Annotated in this window: 16 protein-coding genes and 1 pseudogene; 7 read left to right on the top strand and 10 right to left on the bottom strand. The window is 67.6% G+C overall.

Annotation, left to right across the window (positions count from 1 at the left end):
- Positions 1 to 125 (top strand): annotated as a pseudogene (locus MKK84_RS12565) (IS630 family transposase); the annotation flags it as partial.
- 12 nt (positions 126 to 137) lie between these two features.
- On the opposite strand, the gene MKK84_RS12560 reads toward MKK84_RS12565, so the two are convergent.
- The 3 genes from MKK84_RS12560 to MKK84_RS12550 all read right to left on the bottom strand — a co-directional run bounded on the left by MKK84_RS12560 (position 138) and on the right by MKK84_RS12550 (position 5254).
- The gene (locus tag MKK84_RS12560; protein ID WP_243920158.1) at positions 138 to 1322 is read right to left on the bottom strand and encodes a flagellin; all 1185 of its coding nucleotides are present in this window, start codon (positions 1320 to 1322) and stop codon (positions 138 to 140) included.
- A 342-nt stretch (positions 1323 to 1664) separates the two neighbouring features.
- On the bottom strand, positions 1665 to 2873 hold the full coding sequence (locus MKK84_RS12555; RefSeq protein ID WP_243920156.1) for a hypothetical protein: 1209 nt from the start codon (positions 2871 to 2873) through the stop codon (positions 1665 to 1667).
- 62 nt (positions 2874 to 2935) lie between these two features.
- Positions 2936 to 5254 (bottom strand): Tex family protein, encoded by a 2319-nt coding sequence (locus MKK84_RS12550; protein ID WP_243920153.1) that lies wholly within the window; start codon positions 5252 to 5254, stop codon positions 2936 to 2938.
- Between the two features lie 392 nt (positions 5255 to 5646).
- Between MKK84_RS12550 and MKK84_RS12545 the strand changes: the two genes are divergently transcribed.
- Complete coding sequence (locus tag MKK84_RS12545) at positions 5647 to 5847, top strand: hypothetical protein (protein WP_243920152.1); 201 nt, start codon at positions 5647 to 5649, stop codon at positions 5845 to 5847.
- Positions 5848 to 5861: 14 nt separating this feature from the next.
- Here MKK84_RS12545 and MKK84_RS12540 read toward each other — a convergent pair whose 3' ends face one another.
- The 3 genes from MKK84_RS12540 to MKK84_RS12530 form a co-directional block, all read right to left on the bottom strand.
- Entirely contained in the window at positions 5862 to 6020 is a 159-nt protein-coding gene (locus MKK84_RS12540; protein WP_243920150.1) for a hypothetical protein, read from the bottom strand.
- Between the two features lie 149 nt (positions 6021 to 6169).
- Positions 6170 to 8326 (bottom strand): glucans biosynthesis glucosyltransferase MdoH, encoded by a 2157-nt coding sequence (mdoH, locus tag MKK84_RS12535; protein ID WP_243920148.1) that lies wholly within the window; start codon positions 8324 to 8326, stop codon positions 6170 to 6172.
- A gap of 51 nt (positions 8327 to 8377) precedes the next feature.
- Positions 8378 to 9946, bottom strand: coding sequence for a glucan biosynthesis protein D (locus MKK84_RS12530; protein WP_243920147.1), 1569 nt, complete (start codon positions 9944 to 9946; stop codon positions 8378 to 8380).
- A 255-nt stretch (positions 9947 to 10201) separates the two neighbouring features.
- Between MKK84_RS12530 and hpf the strand changes: the two genes are divergently transcribed.
- From hpf to MKK84_RS12515, 3 genes are all read left to right on the top strand, one after another.
- Entirely contained in the window at positions 10202 to 10798 is a 597-nt protein-coding gene (gene hpf, locus MKK84_RS12525) for a ribosome hibernation-promoting factor, HPF/YfiA family (RefSeq protein ID WP_243920145.1), read from the top strand.
- Positions 10799 to 10937: 139 nt separating this feature from the next.
- Entirely contained in the window at positions 10938 to 11405 is a 468-nt protein-coding gene (gene ptsN, locus MKK84_RS12520) for a PTS IIA-like nitrogen regulatory protein PtsN (protein WP_243920143.1), read from the top strand.
- Positions 11405 to 11737: a hypothetical protein gene (locus MKK84_RS12515; protein ID WP_243920142.1), complete on the top strand. Its 333-nt coding sequence runs from the start codon at positions 11405 to 11407 to the stop codon at positions 11735 to 11737. The genes ptsN and MKK84_RS12515 overlap by 1 nt, the downstream gene beginning before the upstream one ends.
- Here the strand turns inward: MKK84_RS12515 and MKK84_RS12510 are convergent.
- The 3 genes from MKK84_RS12510 to ftsE all read right to left on the bottom strand — a co-directional run bounded on the left by MKK84_RS12510 (position 11734) and on the right by ftsE (position 14401).
- Positions 11734 to 12426: a YdcF family protein gene (locus MKK84_RS12510; RefSeq protein ID WP_243920172.1), complete on the bottom strand. Its 693-nt coding sequence runs from the start codon at positions 12424 to 12426 to the stop codon at positions 11734 to 11736. The genes MKK84_RS12515 and MKK84_RS12510 overlap by 4 nt on opposite strands.
- A gap of 263 nt (positions 12427 to 12689) precedes the next feature.
- Entirely contained in the window at positions 12690 to 13658 is a 969-nt protein-coding gene (locus tag MKK84_RS12505) for a cell division protein FtsX (protein WP_243920140.1), read from the bottom strand.
- A complete protein-coding gene (gene ftsE, locus MKK84_RS12500) occupies positions 13655 to 14401 on the bottom strand; it encodes a cell division ATP-binding protein FtsE (protein ID WP_243920171.1) in 747 nt (248 codons plus the stop codon). Before ftsE ends, MKK84_RS12505 begins: the two co-directional genes overlap by 4 nt.
- Before the next feature lie 118 nt (positions 14402 to 14519).
- Here ftsE and MKK84_RS12495 point away from each other — a divergent pair, with 118 nt between their 5' ends.
- Positions 14520 to 15281, top strand: a complete 762-nt coding sequence (locus MKK84_RS12495; RefSeq protein ID WP_409566493.1) for a zinc-ribbon domain-containing protein — start codon at positions 14520 to 14522, stop codon at positions 15279 to 15281.
- A 704-nt stretch (positions 15282 to 15985) separates the two neighbouring features.
- The gene (locus MKK84_RS12490) at positions 15986 to 16891 is read left to right on the top strand and encodes a helix-turn-helix domain-containing protein (RefSeq protein ID WP_243920137.1); all 906 of its coding nucleotides are present in this window, start codon (positions 15986 to 15988) and stop codon (positions 16889 to 16891) included.
- Here MKK84_RS12490 and MKK84_RS12485 read toward each other — a convergent pair.
- Positions 16858 to 18027: a glycosyltransferase gene (locus tag MKK84_RS12485; protein ID WP_243920135.1), complete on the bottom strand. Its 1170-nt coding sequence runs from the start codon at positions 18025 to 18027 to the stop codon at positions 16858 to 16860. The two genes, MKK84_RS12490 and MKK84_RS12485, sit on opposite strands and share 34 nt — an antisense overlap.
- Positions 18028 to 18081: the final 54 nt, after the last annotated feature.

Below are 18081 nucleotides of genomic sequence, written 5' to 3'. Positions count from 1 at the left end.
CAGCCCGCACGATCCCGGATCTCTGGGCGGAGATCCGTCAGGCATTCACGCGCTTCACTCCGCAGGAGTGTCGCAACTACCTCGCCGCAGCCGGCTACGAGGACGACTTGGCCGTCGCTACCTGACCGGGAACAGCTCTAGCGCAGGAGCTGCAGCACACCCTGCTGCGCGGAGTTTGCCAGCGACAGGGCCGAGATACCCATCGACTGACGGGTCGACAGCGCCTGCGAGTTGGCGGCCTCCTCGTTGAGATCGGCGTTGGTGAGGTTCGCCGAGCCCGTGCCGAGAATGTTGATCAGCTGCTTGGTGAAGTCCTGGCGGTTCTGCACGACGGTCAGGTTGGAACCGAAGGTGCCGGACTGAGCGCGCAGCGTCGAAGAGGCGCTGTCGAGCTTGGTCAGGACGGCAGTGATATCCGTATCCGCCTGGAAGTTGGAGTTGGCGCCCGACGTGGCGACAGCCGACAGATTGAGGCCGGACGACGAGAAATCGACGCCCTGGACCTGAAGATTCGACTTTCCGTTTTCGTTGAACTGGATCTTGAGCTGGTTCGAGCCGCCGCCGCCGAGGAGGTTGACGCCGTTGTAGCTCGCATCGGAGGCCAACTGGTCGATCTGCGTCAGCAGGTTGTTAAACTGGCTGGCAAGGCTGGTACGAGTAGCATCGCCCGAAGCCGGCGTGCCGGCCGTTCCGGTGATGCCGGACGCGAAGCCGATCTTCGCACCGTTCGTCGTGTCGAACGTGACCGCATTCGTGGACGAAGCCGCCACGATCTTGGTGCCGGTCGCATCCGCGGAGAAGGCGTTCGTGCCGGCGGCGGTGTTGAGGGCGCTGATGGCCGCCGTCACGTCGCTGGCGGTCGTGGCATTGCTGGCACCCGTTCCAGCTGCAAGCGTCGCAGTCTTCGCGACGCCATCGACCGTAAAGTTTACAGTCGTGGTGCCAGTGGTCGCAGCCGTGTAGGTTCCACCCGTGGTGGAGGTCGTGGACCCGGAAACTGCCGCGGTCGCGTAGTTCTTGCTGGCCAGCGCCTGATTGGCGAGCGACTTCGCGCTGTCGATCAGCTTCTGGATGCTGGTGATGCCCTGGTTGGCGGCCTGGATGACCTGCACGCCGTTGCTGACGCCATTGAGGAGGTTGTTCAGGTCGTTGGACCGGTTGTCGAGGCTTTGAGCGGTGAAGAAGCTCAGCGGATCGTCGAGGGCCGAATTGACCTTCTTGCCGGTGGACAGGCGATTCTGGGTGGTCGCGGTCAGGGCCGCCGTGTCCTGCAGCGAGAGCAGGTTCTGACGCGTGGCGGCCGACAGGGTGATGGAGGACATCGAAGATCTTTCTGATTAAGTACCACCCGTTTCTCGGGTGCCGCAGTAATGCGGCCGCAGAAGTTTCTTTCGCGTTAAAGCGAGACGGCGTTTGCAAGTAAGCGAGACGATCCTTAATTTTTCACCGGTATCTTGATTAATATTTTCTGTAATCGCCGGTATGTATCGAGGGAATCTGTGTTTTCTGACAGTGCGACTTTGGATGTGTCGTTCACAAGTGCACTAATACTTAGATTTATTGAGACTATGAAGAAAAACGAGCAATACATAACGCCACCGGATGCGTGAGTGCATCGATTGCCGGCGCAGCGCTGCGTTTGGGTCAGACGACGCGCCGACGTGCTATGTCGAGCCCTCGGCCCTGGTTTGGACGGCGCGCTGGAAGGCGGCGAAGACCCTGTGCATCTGCGGTCGTTTGTAGGGATAGAGTTCCACCGGATCCATGTCGTGGATGACCATGCCGGTATCGCCTTCGAAGATGAGCAACCGGCCATCGCGACCCTCGGCGCAATCCAGGATCAGGTAGTCGAGCCCGGTCCGATGATGGATCTCGGTGAAAGCCGTCCGATGGCGTGGAACGAACAGAGCGTCGAACTCGGCCATCGCCGCGGCCTCGGCGCTGCGCTTGGCGGCATCGGCACTCATGCCCGCATTCAGATAATGGATCATCCAATGATCCCGGATCGCCATGTGGCACAGGAACGGGACGCCATCGATCAGGACGATCCGGAGCTTCCGGTACAGCCCATCCGGCCCGCTGTAATCGTAGAATTGCGTGATGTAGTACGTCGCCGCTTCGGTGTTTTGGAGATACGCTGCAAGATCCTCGCTGCGATCGATCTTCTGCAGCGCATTGCCGGCATGGGTATCGATCGGCCGGATAAGCACCGGAAAGCTGAGATGCGCCGGCGGCTGGTAGGCCACGGCGATGATCTCTGCGGCCGTCGTGCGGACGACGCGCGGGATCAGGAGGCCCTCCGCCCCATCGAGCGCTTCGGCCAGCCCGTGCCGGGATGTCTTGAGCACGTGGCGCGGATGGTTGACCACCGGGCGGTCCCAGTGCGACGCCGCACTGGCCAAGGCTTCGAGCACCGGCTCGTTCGCCGTGGAATACGCAACGCCGACGATGCACACGTCGTGATCGGGTAGAGTTGCAGGAACCGCCTCCCCAGGGAAAACGAACAGGTATTCGAGCCGGAAACTCGGGTGGTCCAACAGGAAGTCGACTGGCGTGTTGGCCATGAGGTCGCCCGCCGTGACGATGACCAACACACGCGTTTTTGCGTCGTACCCGTTTGCCTGAAGCTGGAAATGCCGGCAGCTCTGCAGGACCTCGTTCTGCAGCTGCAGAGCAGGCTCGAAGCGATGCATCAGCAACAGGATGGTCGATAGATCGAGAGCCGTACCAGCCTCAAGGTCACCGCTTTCGGCCTGCGTCAGGATCGCGTCAGCCCGGGCGGCCATATCGGCCCCCTCGAACGCCGCTCGAATCAGGCGCGCAGGCCCGATCATCGGGCTGGGATCGGCTTCGTACGTCGCTGGCGATGACATCAGATCACTCCCGCCGAGGGCCTGCCCGTCTCGGCCGTTTCACGTGCGTCGTGGGCGGCGGGTCAGCGCCGTCGCGGGGATGAGGCCGCCCGGCGGAGCGCATCCGCGAGCGGGCCGCTCGGCGTGGCCTCCGGCGCTGCGGGCGGGCGCGCCGGCCGCGGTTCGGATCGTGCGTCCCTCGCGGGTCGCGACGGAGCCTGCGTCTCCACGGGATCGTCGAGACGCATCGACAGCGCGATCCGCTTGCGCGGGACGTCGACGCCGAGCACGAGGACGCGGATCACCTCGCCGATGCGTACCACCTCGGTGGGCGATGCAATCCGGCGGCGCGCCATCGCGGAGATGTGGACGAGGCCGTCCTGATGGACGCCGATATCCACGAAGGCGCCGAACGCCGCCACGTTGGTGACCACGCCTTCCAATTGCATTCCCGGCCGCAGGTCGCCGATCGTCTCGACGCCTTCCTCGAAATGTGCGGTCTTGAACCCGGGGCGCGGATCACGGCCCGGCTTCTCCAGCTCGGTCATGATATCGCGCACAGTCGGCAGGCCGAACCGCGCATCGACGAAGCTTTCGGGGTTGAGCTTGGCGAGGGTTGCCGTGTTGCCGAGCAGAACGTGGATGTCGCTCTTGGTCGCCTGCAGGATCCGCCGCACCACCGGATAGGCCTCGGGGTGGACGCCGGACGCGTCGAGCGGATCGTCGCCCGCGCGGATCCGCAGGAAGCCCGCGGCCAGCTCGAAGGTCTTCGGACCGAGGCCCGGCACAGCCTTCAGGGCGGCCCGCGAGCGGAACGGGCCATGCGTGTCCCGGTGCGTCACGATCCTGTCCGCCAGGGCCGATCCGAGTCCGGACACCTGTGCCAGCAGGGCCGGGGAGGCCGTGTTCACATCGACTCCGACCGCGTTCACAGCATCTTCCACCACCGCCGACAGCGAGCGCGACAGTTTCGCCTCGCTGACATCGTGCTGATACTGCCCGACCCCGATGGATTTCGGATCGATCTTCACCAGCTCGGCCAGGGGGTCTTGCAGGCGCCGGGCGATCGAAGCCGCACCGCGGTGGGACACGTCGAGATCGGGCAATTCACGCGACGCGATCTCGGAGGCCGAGTAGACCGATGCGCCAGCCTCCGAAACCGTGACCTTGACGAGTTTCAGGTCGGCGTTCTCGGCGACGATCTCGGCGGCCAGCCGCTCGGTCTCGCGGGATGCGGTGCCGTTGCCGATGGCGAGGAGTTCAACGCCGTGAAGACGACAGAGCCGCCCGAGCGAGGCCACGGCCTCGCGCCAGCGGCGTTGCGGCTCGTGCGGATAGGTGGTCTCGACCGCGACGATCCGGCCGGTCCGGTCCGCGACCGCGACCTTCACGCCGTTGCGATAGCCCGGATCGAGCCCCATCGTGGGCCGACCCCCGGCCGGTGCGGCCAGGATCAAGTCCTTCAGGTTGCCGGCAAAAACCTTGACCGCCTCGTCCTCCGCGCGTTCGAACAACCGGGTACGCATGTCCTGCTTGATCCCGGTGCGGATCTTGGTGCGCCAGGCGGTTCGTACGGTTTCGAGGAGCCATGCGTCGCCCGGACGGCCCGACGCCGCGACACCGAAACGCCGGCAGATCGCTGTCTCGAACGGGCCGGGAATCCCGGGCGGGGAGTCTTCGCCGTCCGCTGCGTAGACAATGTCCAGGATTTCCTCGCGTTCGCCACGGAAGATCGCCAGGATACGATGCGACGGCATCCGATCCAGCCGCTCGTTCCAGGCGAAGTAGTCCGAGAACTTCGCCCCCTCGTTCGCCTTGCCCTTGCGGACTTTGGAGATGAGCTGGCCGCTGCGCCAGTAATCCGTCCGGAGGCGGCCGATCAGGTCGGCATCCTCGGAGAAGTTCTCGATCAGGATCGCCCGGGCGCCCTCCAACGCCGCAGCCACGTCGGCCACGCCGCGCTCGACGGACACGTAAGCCGTCGCGGCTGCTTCGGGATCGCGATCGGGGCGCTTCAAGATCGCCAGGGCCAGCGGTTCGAGACCGGCCTCGCGGGCGGTCTGAGCCTTGCTGCGGCGCTTGGGGCGAAAGGGCAGGTACAGGTCCTCGAGACGCGCCTTCGTATCGGCCCCCGCCAGGGCTGCGGCCAGGGACGGGTTCATACGGCCCTGAGACTCGATGCTCGCCACGATGGCGCGGCGGCGGTCGTTCAGGTCGCGCAGGTAGGACAGGCGCTCCTCAAGTTTGCGCAACTGCGTATCGTCGAGCCCGCCGGTATTCTCCTTGCGGTAGCGCGCGATGAAGGGAACGGTCGCCCCGCCGTCGAGCAGCGCCACCGTGGCTGCCACCTGCGCTTCGGCGACGCCGAGTTCCTCGGCGATGAGCGCGGTCACGGCTTTCATGCGGTCTCCGATCGGAAGGGTGACTGTTGGGTGAGATGCGCCTGGCCTGCCAAGCCGCCGGAAACGTGGCGTTGGCTCGGCGAGGCGATCCGCCACGGCTGGTTCCAACCCGAAACGGGAATGTTCCAGAGGTTCAATCTGTGGACAAGCCCCGGAGAGCGGGGCCGAAGCAATGAGCGTATCGGCGCCGCCGGAAACCCACAACTCTCTCACGAAAAGCGCGACAAGCCGCGCATATCAAATCTTGCGAATGCTTTGCCGCCTCAGTCTATCGGCTGAAGCGCCTGTCCCACCGCCCGCGCGGATCTTGACGACGGACTGTGCGTGTCATCCCGATGTCACAGCCGAATGTAATCCTTTTCCCGTCGCATGCTTCGAAAGGCAGGCGCCTCGTGCAGTTCGAGATCCGCGAGAACAATCGGTCTCTGTGGTCCTGGGTGCTCGTGAACGAGACAGCCGAGACGGTCACCGAGTCGCGCCGGAGTTTTCCATCGCGGGCGCAGGCGACCGCTGCCGCCCTGGCGTTCTCGCAACTCGTTGCCCGGGCCGGGCGCACCTTGTCGGGTGGTCCGCGTCAGATCGGCTTCTTTTGATTGCAGCCGGTCTGTCAGGTCCGGTGACGGACCAAGCCGATCAGGCTGAGGCATGCGATCGCGCAGCCCACGCCCATGGCGCCGAGGCAGCTGATTGTGCGGACAGGTTCACCCCGCGCCAGCACGATGGCGACCGTCAGCGGAAGGAGCAGGAAACCGAACAGCAGAATCATGGCGCGTTCCGGTCGACAGGATCGATGGACCGGGGCGAATTTACCGGCTGAATGGTTAATTGCGTCGGAACGGCTGGAGCCGCTGGGACGATCCCGGGCACAGGATCGTCTCGCGCGGTCCGCGACGCAGTGACCTCCCTGCGTTCAGGTCAAGCGAGCCGAACCAATCGTTCGATCAGGGCCGGATCGTGCAGCAACGCCATGCGCTCCCGCGGCGTCAGCCAAGCCTGCGCCTCCGCGACCGTCTCGGCTTCGCCGATCTTGGCGGCGGCGAGGGTTCGGTCGGGGTCGATCGCGCCACGGAGCCGATGCTGACCGGGCGGCAGCATGTCGGCATGCGTCTCGGCCAGGTTCGGGTCGGCGTGGAGCACGGCGAGGGAATCGGCCTCGTCGAACCCGGCTTCCACGTTGCGGGCCGCCAGGTGAGCGGCACGGGTTGCGATTGCGGGGGGTGCGACCTCCTCCGGTGTGGCGAGCAGGCGCCGGCGTTTGAGCGCCAGTCCCAGACCGAGCTGGCCGCTGGCCCAGGAGATCGGGATGGCCAGCACCAGGCCCACGATCGTGGGGCTCATCCAGAGGAACAGCGAGGTCGCGATGGCGAAGGCCGAGATGCCCGCCACGACACCGAGCAGCGTGTGCCACGTGTGACGGCCGACGATGTCGCGCAGCGGGATCGAGCCATCGTCGCGGCGCTGCGGGTTCCAGCCCGTGTCGCGCCCGAGCAGGATGCTCATAACGGAGCCGGATTGAACCACCATCGCCACCGGCGCGACCAGGGCCGAAAGCAGGATCTCGACCAAGCTGGACAGGACGAGCCGCCCGCCGCCGCCGCAGGCCTGCCGAACCGACCGGTCGAGCAGGGCGAGGATCAGACCCAGAAATTTCGGCGCCAGCAGCACCGCCATGGTCAGACCGAACAGCTGGAGCGCGCGGACCGGGTCGAAGCGCGGAAAGACCGGCGAGAAGCCGGCACCGCCGAAATAGTCCGGTCGCTCCGTGGCGGTCTGGAGGACCAGCAGGATACCCACCACCAGCTGCAGCAGCCAGAGCGGCGAGGCGAGATAGCCGGCGATCCCGGTAGCGAAGTGCTGGCGGGTGGCCGGATGCAGGCCCGCGGCGCCGATCACCCGGGCGTGCTGGAGGTTGCCCTGGGCCCAGCGCCGGTCACGGACAGCCACGTCGATCAGGGATGGCGGGCTCTCCTCGTAGGAGCCCTCCAGGCGATGCAGCATGTAGACCGCCCAGCCGGCCCGGCGGATCAGAGCGGCCTCCACGAAGTCGTGCGACAGGATATGGCCGCCGAAGGGGGGCTTGCCCGGCAGATCCGGCAGGCCGCAGGATTCCGCGAAGGCGCGGGTCCGGATGATGGCGTTGTGGCCCCAGTAATTACCGTCCCGGCCGGACCATGCGGAGAGCCCCGCGGCGATCACCGGGCCGTAGATCCGCGCGGCGAATTGCTGAAGCCGGGCGAACAGCGTGTTGCGGTTGATGATCAGCGGCAGCGTCTGGATGATGCCGGCATCCGGGTCCGCCTCCATGGCGGCGGCGAGCGCCACGATCGCCGGACCGTTCATCAGGCTGTCGGCATCGAGCACGAGCATGTGGTCGTAGCGGCCGCCCCATCGGGTGACGAAATCGCCGATATTGCCGGCCTTGCGGTGGTGGTTCTTCGGCCGGTGGCGGTAGTAGAGGCGCGCGTCCGGGCCGAGGCGGTGGCGCAGGTCGAGGAAGGCGCGCTCCTCGGCGATCCAGGCATCGGCCTGCGTTGAATCGGACAGCACGAACCAATCGAAATGCCGCCCGAGGCCGGTCGCTTCCACGGCCTCCCGCATCGCCTCGACGCCCGCGAAGGTGCGGGCCGTCGCCTCGTTGTAGACCGGCATCAGGATCGCGGTCCGGGTCGTCAGCGCCGCCGGACTCGTCGGCGACGGACGTTCGCGGCGCAGCAGCATCGCGAAGCCCAGCAGCCCGCTGGTGAAGGCCAGCGCGATCCACGAGAACGTCAGGCAGAACAGGACAACGAGGGCGAGCTGGAGCGCGGTCGGGCTGCCGGAGACCGACACGGTCTCGACCATCTGCCAGCCGCCGTAAGCCGTGAGCGCCAACGCGCCGCCGAACACCCAGAGCCGCGCAAGCCAGGGGCTGCGGCGCTGATGCGCGGGTCGGTGGGCGACTGTCGCGTCCCAGCGCGACAGGTTCTGAACCGGCATCGCCAGCGGTGCCTCAGGCGGAAGCACGGGTCCGATCTCCGGCGTCGCCGCGCCGGACGCGGAGACCGGCTGGAGCGCGGGCTGAGGCAGGGTCATCGTCTCGTCCAATCGCACGGCGGTGGCTGATCCTCGTTCAAAGAGTGGGGTTTAGGGTGTCCAGCGATAGAGCCAGGTCTCGCTGGCCCGGACTTGTCCGCGCCGGAGGGCGAGGCGCAGCTCGCTGGCTCGTTCACTACCCGGATCGAGCTCGAACACGATCCGCAGGGTCTTACGACCGGCATAGCGGTACTGGTCCTGCCGGGTGATCGTTCCGGCCGAGGCACTGAGTTCGACGTCGATGTCCCCGGGCTCGAACAGCGCGTCGCCTTGGAAATCGACGGCGAACAGGCGTCGGTTGCCGGTGCTGCCGTGTCCGCAGCGGCTGTCGCTGACCCGCGCGATCTCGGGCGGCAACGGATCGGGCCAGCCCTTGGACCAATGCTGGCGGCAGAGGAAGCGCATCTCCCCGCCCTTGGCGAGCTTCGCCTTGGGACGCCAGTAGGCGAAGACGTTTTCGTTGAGTTCGGAATCGCTCGGGATCTCGAGGAGCGTGACGGCGCCCTCGTTCCAGTCGTCCAGCGGTTCCAGCCACAGGGACGGCCGCTGTTCCCAATGCCGCCGGTCGTCATCGAAATCGGTGTACGCGCGGGCGCGCTGCATCAGGCCGAAGCCTTTGGGCCCGCGATCCACGAAGGCCGACACCTGCAGGGTTTCAGGGTTGTGCACCGGGCGCCAGAGCGGCTCGCCGTAGCCGTTGTGGATCGCCAGGCCTTCCACCGAGAACGCGGCGGCGCGCAGGTCATCGACGTGGCGGCGGTCGAGCGGCCCGAACAGATAGCTGCCCTGCATGCCGCCGAGCCCGATATGATCGAGATCGGCCCGTGCGAAGACCGTGCCGTCGATCGCCGCCACCGAGGCTTCCCGGCCCGGTGTGAGTGTAAGCTTGAAAGCCGCCGTGGCGGATTCGGATTCGGCGAGCGCGTGGATCACGATCGGCTGCCCCGGAGCGGGGGTCTCGATGAACAGGGCGCGGAACAGCGGGAATTCTTCGCCGCGGGCATCGGCCGGCCGGAGGGCCAGCGCCCGGGCGTTGATGCCGAAATCCTGCCCCTCCGCCACGAGGCGAAAGAACGAGCCGCCCTGGAACAGGGCGAAATCCGACAGGGCACCCCCGTCAGCGAAGCGTGCCCGTAGCCGGAAACCCGAGAACGCGGCGTCGTCCGTGAGGTCGGGCAGATCGAAGCCCGGGGCCGAGAACGAGGCCCTGTCGTAGGAAACCGGCCGTACGAGGCCGTTCTCGACGAGGAACAGTGTGACCGGCGTGTCGTAGATCGAGCCGCGCAACAGTGGTTCGAGACTGTAGCCGATATCCTGCCCAGCCCAGATCCCGCGCCCCTCGGCTGGCCGGATCGCCTCGTAGGCGTCCCGCGACAGGTTCTTGAGGGAAGCCGGCAGATCGCCGGATTTGGGGCCGACGTAAGCCACCTTGGAGCGGGCGCGGGCCAGATCGGTCAGCGTATTCGCCTCGAACGCCTCGCCCGCGCGGGGGAGGTCCGGCACCTTCTCGGGATCGGCCGCCAGCGTGGGGCCGGGCAGCGAGCCTGCGGCCGCGCCGAGGGCGGCCGCCAGCACGACGCGGCGGCTCAGGGCAACGGGCTGGCGAGCGTGTCTCGTCATGCGGTGGTCGGTCTCTCGTGTCTCACGCCGTCCCCGGCTGTGCAGGCTTCGGGTCGGATCCCAGGCGACCGTACGGCGCCGGAGCGATGTCCGCGCCCGGCGCCGTACGGTCGGGACCCGCTTAGCATCGGTCTCTATACGGACATTCCCGCTGAACCCAGGGTTAAGCGCGCGATCGAACCATCAGCCGCTCCGTTGACTTAACCCGAGCCGGCTCTCTAATTCGGCCACCTGCATCGAAACGGGGGAGGCAGCATGGGGTCGTTGCGTGTCACGGGTCACGGCGTGGATCTCGGAGAGAGTCTGCGCGGCCGCGTCGAGGAACGCATGGCTGCGATACAGGCCAAGTACCTCGACGCGCACATGAACGACGCCTGCACCGGCCACGTCACCCTGAGGCGGGATGGCACCGCCTTCCGGACGGATTGCGTGCTGCATCTCACGTCCGGCCTGACCATCGAGGCGAACGGCTTCGCGCACGACGCGCGGTCCAGCTTCGACCAGACGGCTGAGCGGCTGGAGACCCGGCTGCGCCGCTACAAGCACAGGCTCAAGCAGCACGCCACCGGGCCGAGCAACGACCTGGCCGTCGAGGCGGCCTACGCGGTTCTCGCCGCTCCGGAAGAGGACGACGACGACGAGCCGGCCGAAGGGGATGCGCATCCCCCGATCGTCGCCGAGAGCACCCGGACGCTGCAGCGCCGCACCATCGGCGAGGCGGTCACGGCCCTCGATCTCACCGGCTCGCCGGTGGTCGTGTTCGTCCACGCTGGCACCGGGCGCATCAACGTCGTATATCGGCGCAGCGACGGCGCGATTGGCTGGGTGGACCCGCCGAACGCCGTCGATTAACGCGGCGGTCGGGAGGAACGGAGCCGGAACCGGCTTGTTTCCCGGTCGATTGGTGAGTGGGGGCACGGCCGAGCTGGCCGTCGATGCTCCCGCGACGAGGCCCGTCCCACCGGACGGGCGACGGGGCAACGGTCGTTCGATGCCAGTTCTCGAATTCCTCGACCCTGAGTCGGTCGTGCAGTCGCTGCGCGCGCGGGCCAAGAAGCAGGTGCTTCAGGACCTCGCCGCCCAGGCGGCGCGTCGTCTGCCAGCCCTCGGCGAGCGTCCCGTCTTCGACACGCTGTTGCAGCGGGAGCGGTTGGGATCGACCGGCATCGGAGACGGCGTGGCGATCCCCCACGGCAAGCTGCCGGGATTGGACCGGCTGTTCGGCCTGTTCGCACGGTTCGACCGGCCGGTGGACTTCGAGGCGTTGGACGGTCAGCCGGTCGACATCGCGTTTCTGCTGCTGGCGCCGGAGGGGGCCGGGGCCGATCACCTGAAGGCTCTGGCACAGGTTGCGCGCGTCCTTCGCGAGCCCGGGATGCTGGCCCACATCCGGGCCGCCCGGGACGCGGGCGCGCTCTACGCCCTCCTGACCCGCTCCACGGCACCGCAGGCCGCCTGATGTCCGATTCTCGACTCGCAGCTGCGGGCCTGCTGCTGGCTGCAGGAGTGACGGCCGGTCCCGCCCTGGCGCAGGGCGAGTCCACCTGCGCGCGCGATCTCCTCGTGGCGCAGTCGATGCAGCGGCAGGCGGTCGATCAGCTGGAACAGGCGGACGGCGAAGAAGCCAAGAACTGCCGCATCTGGCGGCGGCACGTCGAGACCATGCGCCGGGTCGCAGGGGTCTACGGACGCTGCCTGTCCGGTTCGGAGCGCGGCGAGCGCCTGGCCCAGGTTCAGGGCTCGGACCGGGAATTCTCGGCGGCCATCAAGGCCCGCTGTCACGGCTCCTAGGGCAGCGTAGCATCGCGATCGCGAGACGCGTCGGTCCAGGGTGCGGGCAGAAAGCGGTTCGACACCACCTTCACGGGTTTGCCGCGTCCGATTAGAATCGCGGCCCGGGAGCGTTCGGGGTCGTCCTCGAACCGGGTCCGGACCCAGCTCGCCAGGAACTTCACGTACTCCGAAGCGACGAGCCGCGCGGCCGGCGGGCTCTGCCACCAGCGGTCGGCGTCGAACGCTTCCGTGACGACCGGGTGCGGCAGGACGCGGTCGCTGTCCTGCAGCGCGTGCACCAGTTCGATCAGCGTCCGCGGCATGTGGTAGTTCGAGGTGACCACCGCCACGGTGCTGAACCGATGCGCCCGCATCCAGCGGCGGGTCTCGATCGCGTTCCCGATGGTGTTGCGGGCGCGATAATCGAGATCCACGCAGCAGGCGATCAGCGCGCGCTGGTTCGGGTTCAGCCGGGCGATCTCGTCTCGGCTGGTGCGCTCGTTGACCCCCGTGATGAGCAGGCGTCGCCCGTAACCACCGGCCAAGAGGTCGATGGCGTCGCCGATGCGTTGCGCGCCACCGGTCAGGGCCACGATGCCGTCGGCCCGATCGGACGGGGTTCGCTCCTGGCGGGCGAGGGCGCCGACGAAGATCAGGAAGCCGGCCAGCAGGGCCGCCGTCGCGATACCCGCTCCGAGACCGAGCATCTGCCAGAGGATGGGGCCGCGATGGCGCGGCAACGCGGGGCAGGCCGCCCGGTGCGGGAGGCTCCATTCGTGCCAGGACCAGCCGACGGTGTCGGTCTGGTGCGGATCCGATGCGCGCAGCATACGCGTGGTCATCCTCCAGAGGATCGGCTTCGATTACGGCGGCCCGGAGGCGGTCCGGAAGCCGACAACCACACCGCGACGATTAAGTTTCCGGTTCGTAAACGCGCCGCAGAGGCCCCCGGAATCCACGCCGCCGTCGGTCAGGCGAGGAACCGGCGGACCGTGATGCGGGAGACCACGCCCGTGACGAGCGAGGCGATCACACCGATGAGGACGACGCTGGCATAGCCGCGCAGCCCGATCTGGAAGGCCCCGAACAGGGCTTCGACCTCTTGTCCCGCCGGCCCGGACCGCGCCGCCCGGGCCAGCAGCCCCAAGATCACGAAGGCCAGGATAGCGCAGCCCGCGCCGATGGCGCCGCCGCGAAGCCCGAGACCGAAGAACCGCCGCTGGAACGCCTTGGCGATGTAGTCGTCGTCGGCGCCCACGAAGTGCAGCACCTCGACCACCTCGCGGTTGCTCGCCATGGCGCCCCGCGTGGCGAAGGTGACGGCAAGGCCCGTGGCCACCAGCACGAGGATCACGAGCCCGATCCCGATCCCCACGAACGCGCCGGCCGCGGTCGACAGCCGCTGGAGCCAGAGCGCGTGGTCGTCGAGGCTCGCGACGCCGGGCAGCGCCTCGAGCAGCCGTGCCCGCAGCCGCTTCAGGTCGGCACCCTGTCCCCGGTCGAGCTTGAGTGCGATCAGCCGCGGCACCGGCAAGTCGGAAAGATCGAGTCCGGTGCCGAGCCAGGGTTCCAGCAGCCGCTCGGCCTCGGCCTTCGAGAAGACCCGTGTCTCGGCGATGCCCTTCTCCGCCTTGGCGATGCCGGCCGCCCGGGCCAGATCTGCATCGACGTCGCGGCCTGGGCTCGGGCGGATCTGGATCGTGACCTCCTGGGCCACGTCGCCCTGCCACTGGGCGGCGTTGGCCGCCACCATCTCGGCGGCGCCGGCGCAGAGCCCTGCGAGGAAGGTCAGGATGGCGATGACCGCCGCCAGGGATCGTCCGGCCGCGGTATCGGTCGGTACCAAAGCCGCGTTGCGACGCAGTTGCGCCGGAACAGGCGGGGAGGGCGCACCGGCGACAGGCTCCGGCCGCGCACGTGGGATGGCTTGGGTGCTCATTCCTCGATCCGCAGCCGGCCTTCGCCCAGCACCATGCGCCGGGCGTCGACCGCATCCATGATGCCGAAATCGTGGGTGGCGATGACGACCGAGGTCCCGAGCTTGTTCAACTCGAGGAACAGCCGCAGCAGACGCCGGCCGAGACCCGGATCGACGTTGCCGGTGGGTTCGTCGGCGAGCAGCAGGTCGGGCCGGGCGATCAGCGCCCGGGCGATGGCGGCACGCTGCTTCTCGCCGCCCGACAGGAGCGGCGGCAGGGCGTGCATCCGCTCGCCGAGCCCGACCCAACGCAGCAGCTCGACCACCTCGGCCCGGTAGCTCGCCTCCGTCCGTCCCTGGACGCGCAGCGGCAGCGCCACGTTCTCGTAGGTCGTCAGATGGTCGAGCAGGCGGAAATCCTGGAACACCACGCCCATCCGGCGCCGCAGCCCGGTCAGCGCCTTGGCCGAGATGCCGCTCACCTCTTCGCCGAAGATCGAGACCAGCCCCCGCGTCGGCCGCGCCGAGAGCAGGATCAGCCGCAGCAGCGTCGTCTTGCCGGCGCCTGACGGCCCGGTGAGGAACTGGAACGAGCGCGGGGCGATGCGGAAGCTCACATCCGACAGCACCTCCGGCCCGAGGCCGTAGCGCATACCGACATTCTCGAACTGCACCACCGGCCGCTCCGCGCCGGGCAGCAGGCTTCTCGTGCTCGCCTGTGAATTCAACGCCGTGCCGTGTCTCGCCGATCCCGATCCCGGCATCGCCGGACCGGCGGGCGTTTTCAAGGCCTACCGGATTTCACGGCCGCTTAACCCTGTTCAGCGACACTTTCTCAATCGAATTCACTGTCCGGCCCCGGTACGGCCGATCGATGCGAGTATGGTGCGTATGCTGATCGTCTGCCCGAGCTGCGCGAGCGCGTACGAGATTGAGGCCGGCAAGGTCGGCATGGAGGGCCGTTCGGTCCGGTGCGCAGCCTGCCGTGAGACGTGGTTCATCTCGCCGGCGGACGTTCTGGCCGGGCACGAAGCCGAACTGGCGGCGGAGACGGATCCCGTCGCCGATTCGGCCTGGGAGGAGGCGACCGCCGCGGTCCGGGAGGCCGCAGATCTTCCGATCCCCGTCGCCCGCGCAAGCACAGCGAAGCGCCCAAAGGCACGCAGCTGGGGAATCGGCCTCACGCCGGCCCTGGCTTTCGGGCTGACGCTGCTGGCGGCTCTGCCGCTCGTTTGTCTGGCGCGCGCGACCGTGGTGCGCGCGGTGCCGCAAACCGCAGCCTTGTTCGCCCGGATCGGCCTTCCGGTGAACCTGCGCGGCATCGCGATCCGCGATGTCATGGCCTACAGCAACCCGAGCGAAGACGGCCGGGCGGCCGAGCTCGTCGTCGAGGGCGATCTGATGGGTGTTGCGGCGTCGGACGTACCGGTCGCGCCGCTCAGCGCCGAGATCCTCGACGCCGGAGGCCGCGTTCTCCGGACGTTCCCGGTCGCAGCACCGCGGGCGGTGCTCGGTCACGCCGAGGCCGCGCGATTCCGTGGCTCGCTGCCGAGCCCCCCTGCTGAAGGGCGCGCCATCGTGGTGCGATTCGCTCAGACGGATCCTTCGCGGGCGGCGGCGCGGATCGCGTCCGGACACGACTAGGCGCCCTCCTGCCGAGATACACACCGGTCCGGAATGCAGGAACGCTTTGCGACGAAGCCTGGGAGCCCCCCATGCTCGTGTAGCGCGCGGCCGCGACTTTAAGCCTCCCGCTGCCGACGGAATCCGCGACCCGTTCGACCGCACCAAGGAAAGATCGAGCCGCGTTGATGGCCGATCGATCCAAACGGCTGCGCATCCAAAGCCATTTCAGACAGCTCAGGGCGCAATCGATCGTCTGGGTCGATGAAAGGCCTGCGCCATCGACATCCGGCTCAAGAGCACACGACCAAAGTGCAGTGGCATCGCTATTGCGAGAAACAACCGTGAAAGGTTGCGCAGAGTCTTTTTCTTGATCGCTGCTGCAAAATTGTCGCGATGCCGATAGCAGTCCTTGCGAGCGATTGTGAACAAGAACCGTTGATCGGATAGTTTTTCAATTCCATGTGGTTCTCAATAGATCCAAAAGTCTTGAAGTGTGTAGCGTTAACAACTCAAGGTTTTGAGAAACATTGTTGCGCGATTGCGTCGGAGGGCCTGTTCTGAAAGTCTGAACCTGCCGGCGCTTCTGCAAAAAACTGCGCGTCGTCGGCCGAGGGAAGTGAGGCTGGTCCGCTGTGAGTGCGACAAGAACGGTCCCAGTTTTCTTTGGAACGACGGCGTCGGTCGAAGAGAAACGAGCCTTCGACTATTGGCGCAGTACGGTCATGTCGACCGTCGATCTGCAGCAGCTGGATCTGGACAGACCGTTCTCGGCCAGTCGCATGATCGCGCAGTCGCGGCACGGGGGCATCATTCACACGATCAGTCGGCCCTACAGCCTCGAACGAACGCCGACCCACATCCGCCGGGATGGCCGCGACGAGGTCGGCGTCATGTTGGTGCGCAAGGGGCGCGGCTATCTTGAGAACGGCCGCAACGGAACGCGACTGGGCGTCGGCGACATCGCGTTTCAAACCTGGAGTAAACCCGGTTCAGGAGGCGGATTGACGGATTTCGACGAGGTTCGCCTCCTGATTCCCCGGGAGACGTTTCAATCTCAGATCGGCAATCTCAGTGAGCTTGCCGGAAGCAAGATCCCGGCTGGTCCGCTGAACGAGCTGTTCTCCGCCTATCTTCGCAGCTTCGCGGCTTCGGTCCACACCATGTCGGAGGCGGAGACCGCCATCGCCATCGAGGGTGCGCTCCACCTGCTCCGCGGCATCGTCCATGGGCACAACCCGGACGCGGAACAGGACATCTCGGCGTATGCCCTGCGGTCGTTGGCCTTGGCGCGGATCGAGCGATGTCTGCACGACCCCGCGTTCGGGCCGGCGAATCTCGTAGCCGACCTTCGCGTGTCCCGCAGCCGTCTCTACGCGGCCTTCGCGGGCGGCGAGGGGATCGCGGCCACGATCCGCAACGCGCGGCTCGACCGCGCGCATGAACGGATCCTTCGGGCGCCCAGGATGGGGTTCCGGATCGGGTCGATCATGGCGAGTTGCGGTCTGACCGATCCGGCCGCGTTCAGCCGTGCGTTCCGGCAGCGCTTCGGACTCTCACCCCGGGATTTGCTCGCCCTGGGTGATACCCGAGTCGATCAGGAGCGTCCCCGTTCCGCATCGATGATGTGACGCTCAGGCAAGGCCGCTTTGTACCGGCGCAGCGTTTTCGCGAGAGCCGAGGACAGGCGGATCATCGCGACGCCCGTGCGGGCGATGCGGATCTCCCGCGGCAACTGGCGCGGGCCTATGGGGCGATAGGCGAGTCGGGGGCTCGCACGCTCGGCCTCCGCCACGGCCTGGCCGAGGGGCAAGGCCGCGATCCGGCCGGCCTCGGCGGTGCCGATCCCAAGCCGCCGCGCCCAGGCATCATCCCGTGCAAGCCGCCCGCTTCCGTGCTGCTGCCGGAAACGCCGCCGCCAGACGTAGCGGCGCACGGCGTGGACAAACGATTCCATCCGAGCATCGCAGAGGGCGTCCGGCTCCTCACACCGCGCGCGAATCGTATCGGCGACCCCACCGGGGGCCCGCCCGGCGAGCCGGGCCGAAATGGTCACGCAGACATCGGTGGCGTGCCGCACCCGCAGGCCGTGCTCGATCAGGCGGGCGATGAAGGCGCCGTCCTCACCCAAGGGGATCTCCGGCATGCCCCCGACCGTATGGTAGGCGGCACGCGTCACCGCCAGCGTCGCGCCGATCGCTGTCCGATGGCACGGCCAGGGATCGTGCGGATCGGGATCGATCCGCGCCTCCGCTTCGGTGATCAGCGCATCGTAGCGATCCTCGAGCCGGCCGCGGGCCGGCAGGAACGGCGGCAGCAGCGCCGCTTCGGCCTCATCGAGCTCGACGCGGCCGGCAACCGCATCCGCTCCCGCCCGGATCGCCGCCCAATTGCGCGCGACCCATTGCGGCGGCACGCGGCTGTCCGCATCGGTCGACAGGATGATCCCGCCGCCGCCGGTGTCTCCGAGCCAGTCCGCGGCGGCATCCATGGCGCGGCGCCGGGCCCAACCGGCATGCGCGCCCGCGAACGACTCGGTCAGGACGCGGACCGGGATCGACAGGGTCGGTACCGTGGCGGCGACGATCTGCTGGGTCCGGTCCGTGCAGTTGTTCAGGAACAGGATGAGCCCGAGACGTCCAGGCTCAAGGCCGACCTGCGCGTCGATGGCCTGCAGGCAGGCCGCGATGCGCTCCTCCTCGTTGCGCACCGGTATCGCGATGATCGCATCCGGGATCGGGGCGGCTGGGGGAGGAACGCACGACACCGAATCGTCACCGTCGGGCCCCGACGAAGCGGTCGGGCTCCGTGGCGCTCTACC

Source organism: Methylobacterium sp. E-065, from assembly GCF_022829605.1.
GTDB lineage: Bacteria > Pseudomonadota > Alphaproteobacteria > Rhizobiales > Beijerinckiaceae > Methylobacterium.
This window is presented reverse-complemented; position numbering and strand designations above follow the sequence as displayed.

Bases quoted from the DNA above. Each gene is read 5' to 3' on its own strand.
- MKK84_RS12560 (WP_243920158.1), bottom strand. From the start codon at position 1,322: ATGTCCTCCATCACCCTGTCGGCCGCCACGCGTCAGAACCTGCTCTCG.
- MKK84_RS12555 (WP_243920156.1), bottom strand. From the start codon at position 2,873: ATGTCATCGCCAGCGACGTACGAAGCCGATCCCAGCCCGATGATCGGG.
- MKK84_RS12550 (WP_243920153.1), bottom strand. From the start codon at position 5,254: ATGAAAGCCGTGACCGCGCTCATCGCCGAGGAACTCGGCGTCGCCGAA.
- MKK84_RS12540 (WP_243920150.1), bottom strand. From the start codon at position 6,020: ATGATTCTGCTGTTCGGTTTCCTGCTCCTTCCGCTGACGGTCGCCATC.
- mdoH (WP_243920148.1), bottom strand. From the start codon at position 8,326: ATGACCCTGCCTCAGCCCGCGCTCCAGCCGGTCTCCGCGTCCGGCGCG.
- MKK84_RS12530 (WP_243920147.1), bottom strand. From the start codon at position 9,946: ATGACGAGACACGCTCGCCAGCCCGTTGCCCTGAGCCGCCGCGTCGTG.
- hpf (WP_243920145.1), top strand. From the start codon at position 10,202: ATGGGGTCGTTGCGTGTCACGGGTCACGGCGTGGATCTCGGAGAGAGT.
- ptsN (WP_243920143.1), top strand. From the start codon at position 10,938: ATGCCAGTTCTCGAATTCCTCGACCCTGAGTCGGTCGTGCAGTCGCTG.
- MKK84_RS12515 (WP_243920142.1), top strand. From the start codon at position 11,405: ATGTCCGATTCTCGACTCGCAGCTGCGGGCCTGCTGCTGGCTGCAGGA.
- MKK84_RS12510 (WP_243920172.1), bottom strand. From the start codon at position 12,426: ATGCTCGGTCTCGGAGCGGGTATCGCGACGGCGGCCCTGCTGGCCGGC.
- MKK84_RS12505 (WP_243920140.1), bottom strand. From the start codon at position 13,658: ATGAGCACCCAAGCCATCCCACGTGCGCGGCCGGAGCCTGTCGCCGGT.
- ftsE (WP_243920171.1), bottom strand. From the start codon at position 14,401: ATGCCGGGATCGGGATCGGCGAGACACGGCACGGCGTTGAATTCACAG.
- MKK84_RS12495 (WP_409566493.1), top strand. From the start codon at position 14,520: ATGGTGCGTATGCTGATCGTCTGCCCGAGCTGCGCGAGCGCGTACGAG.
- MKK84_RS12490 (WP_243920137.1), top strand. From the start codon at position 15,986: ATGTCGACCGTCGATCTGCAGCAGCTGGATCTGGACAGACCGTTCTCG.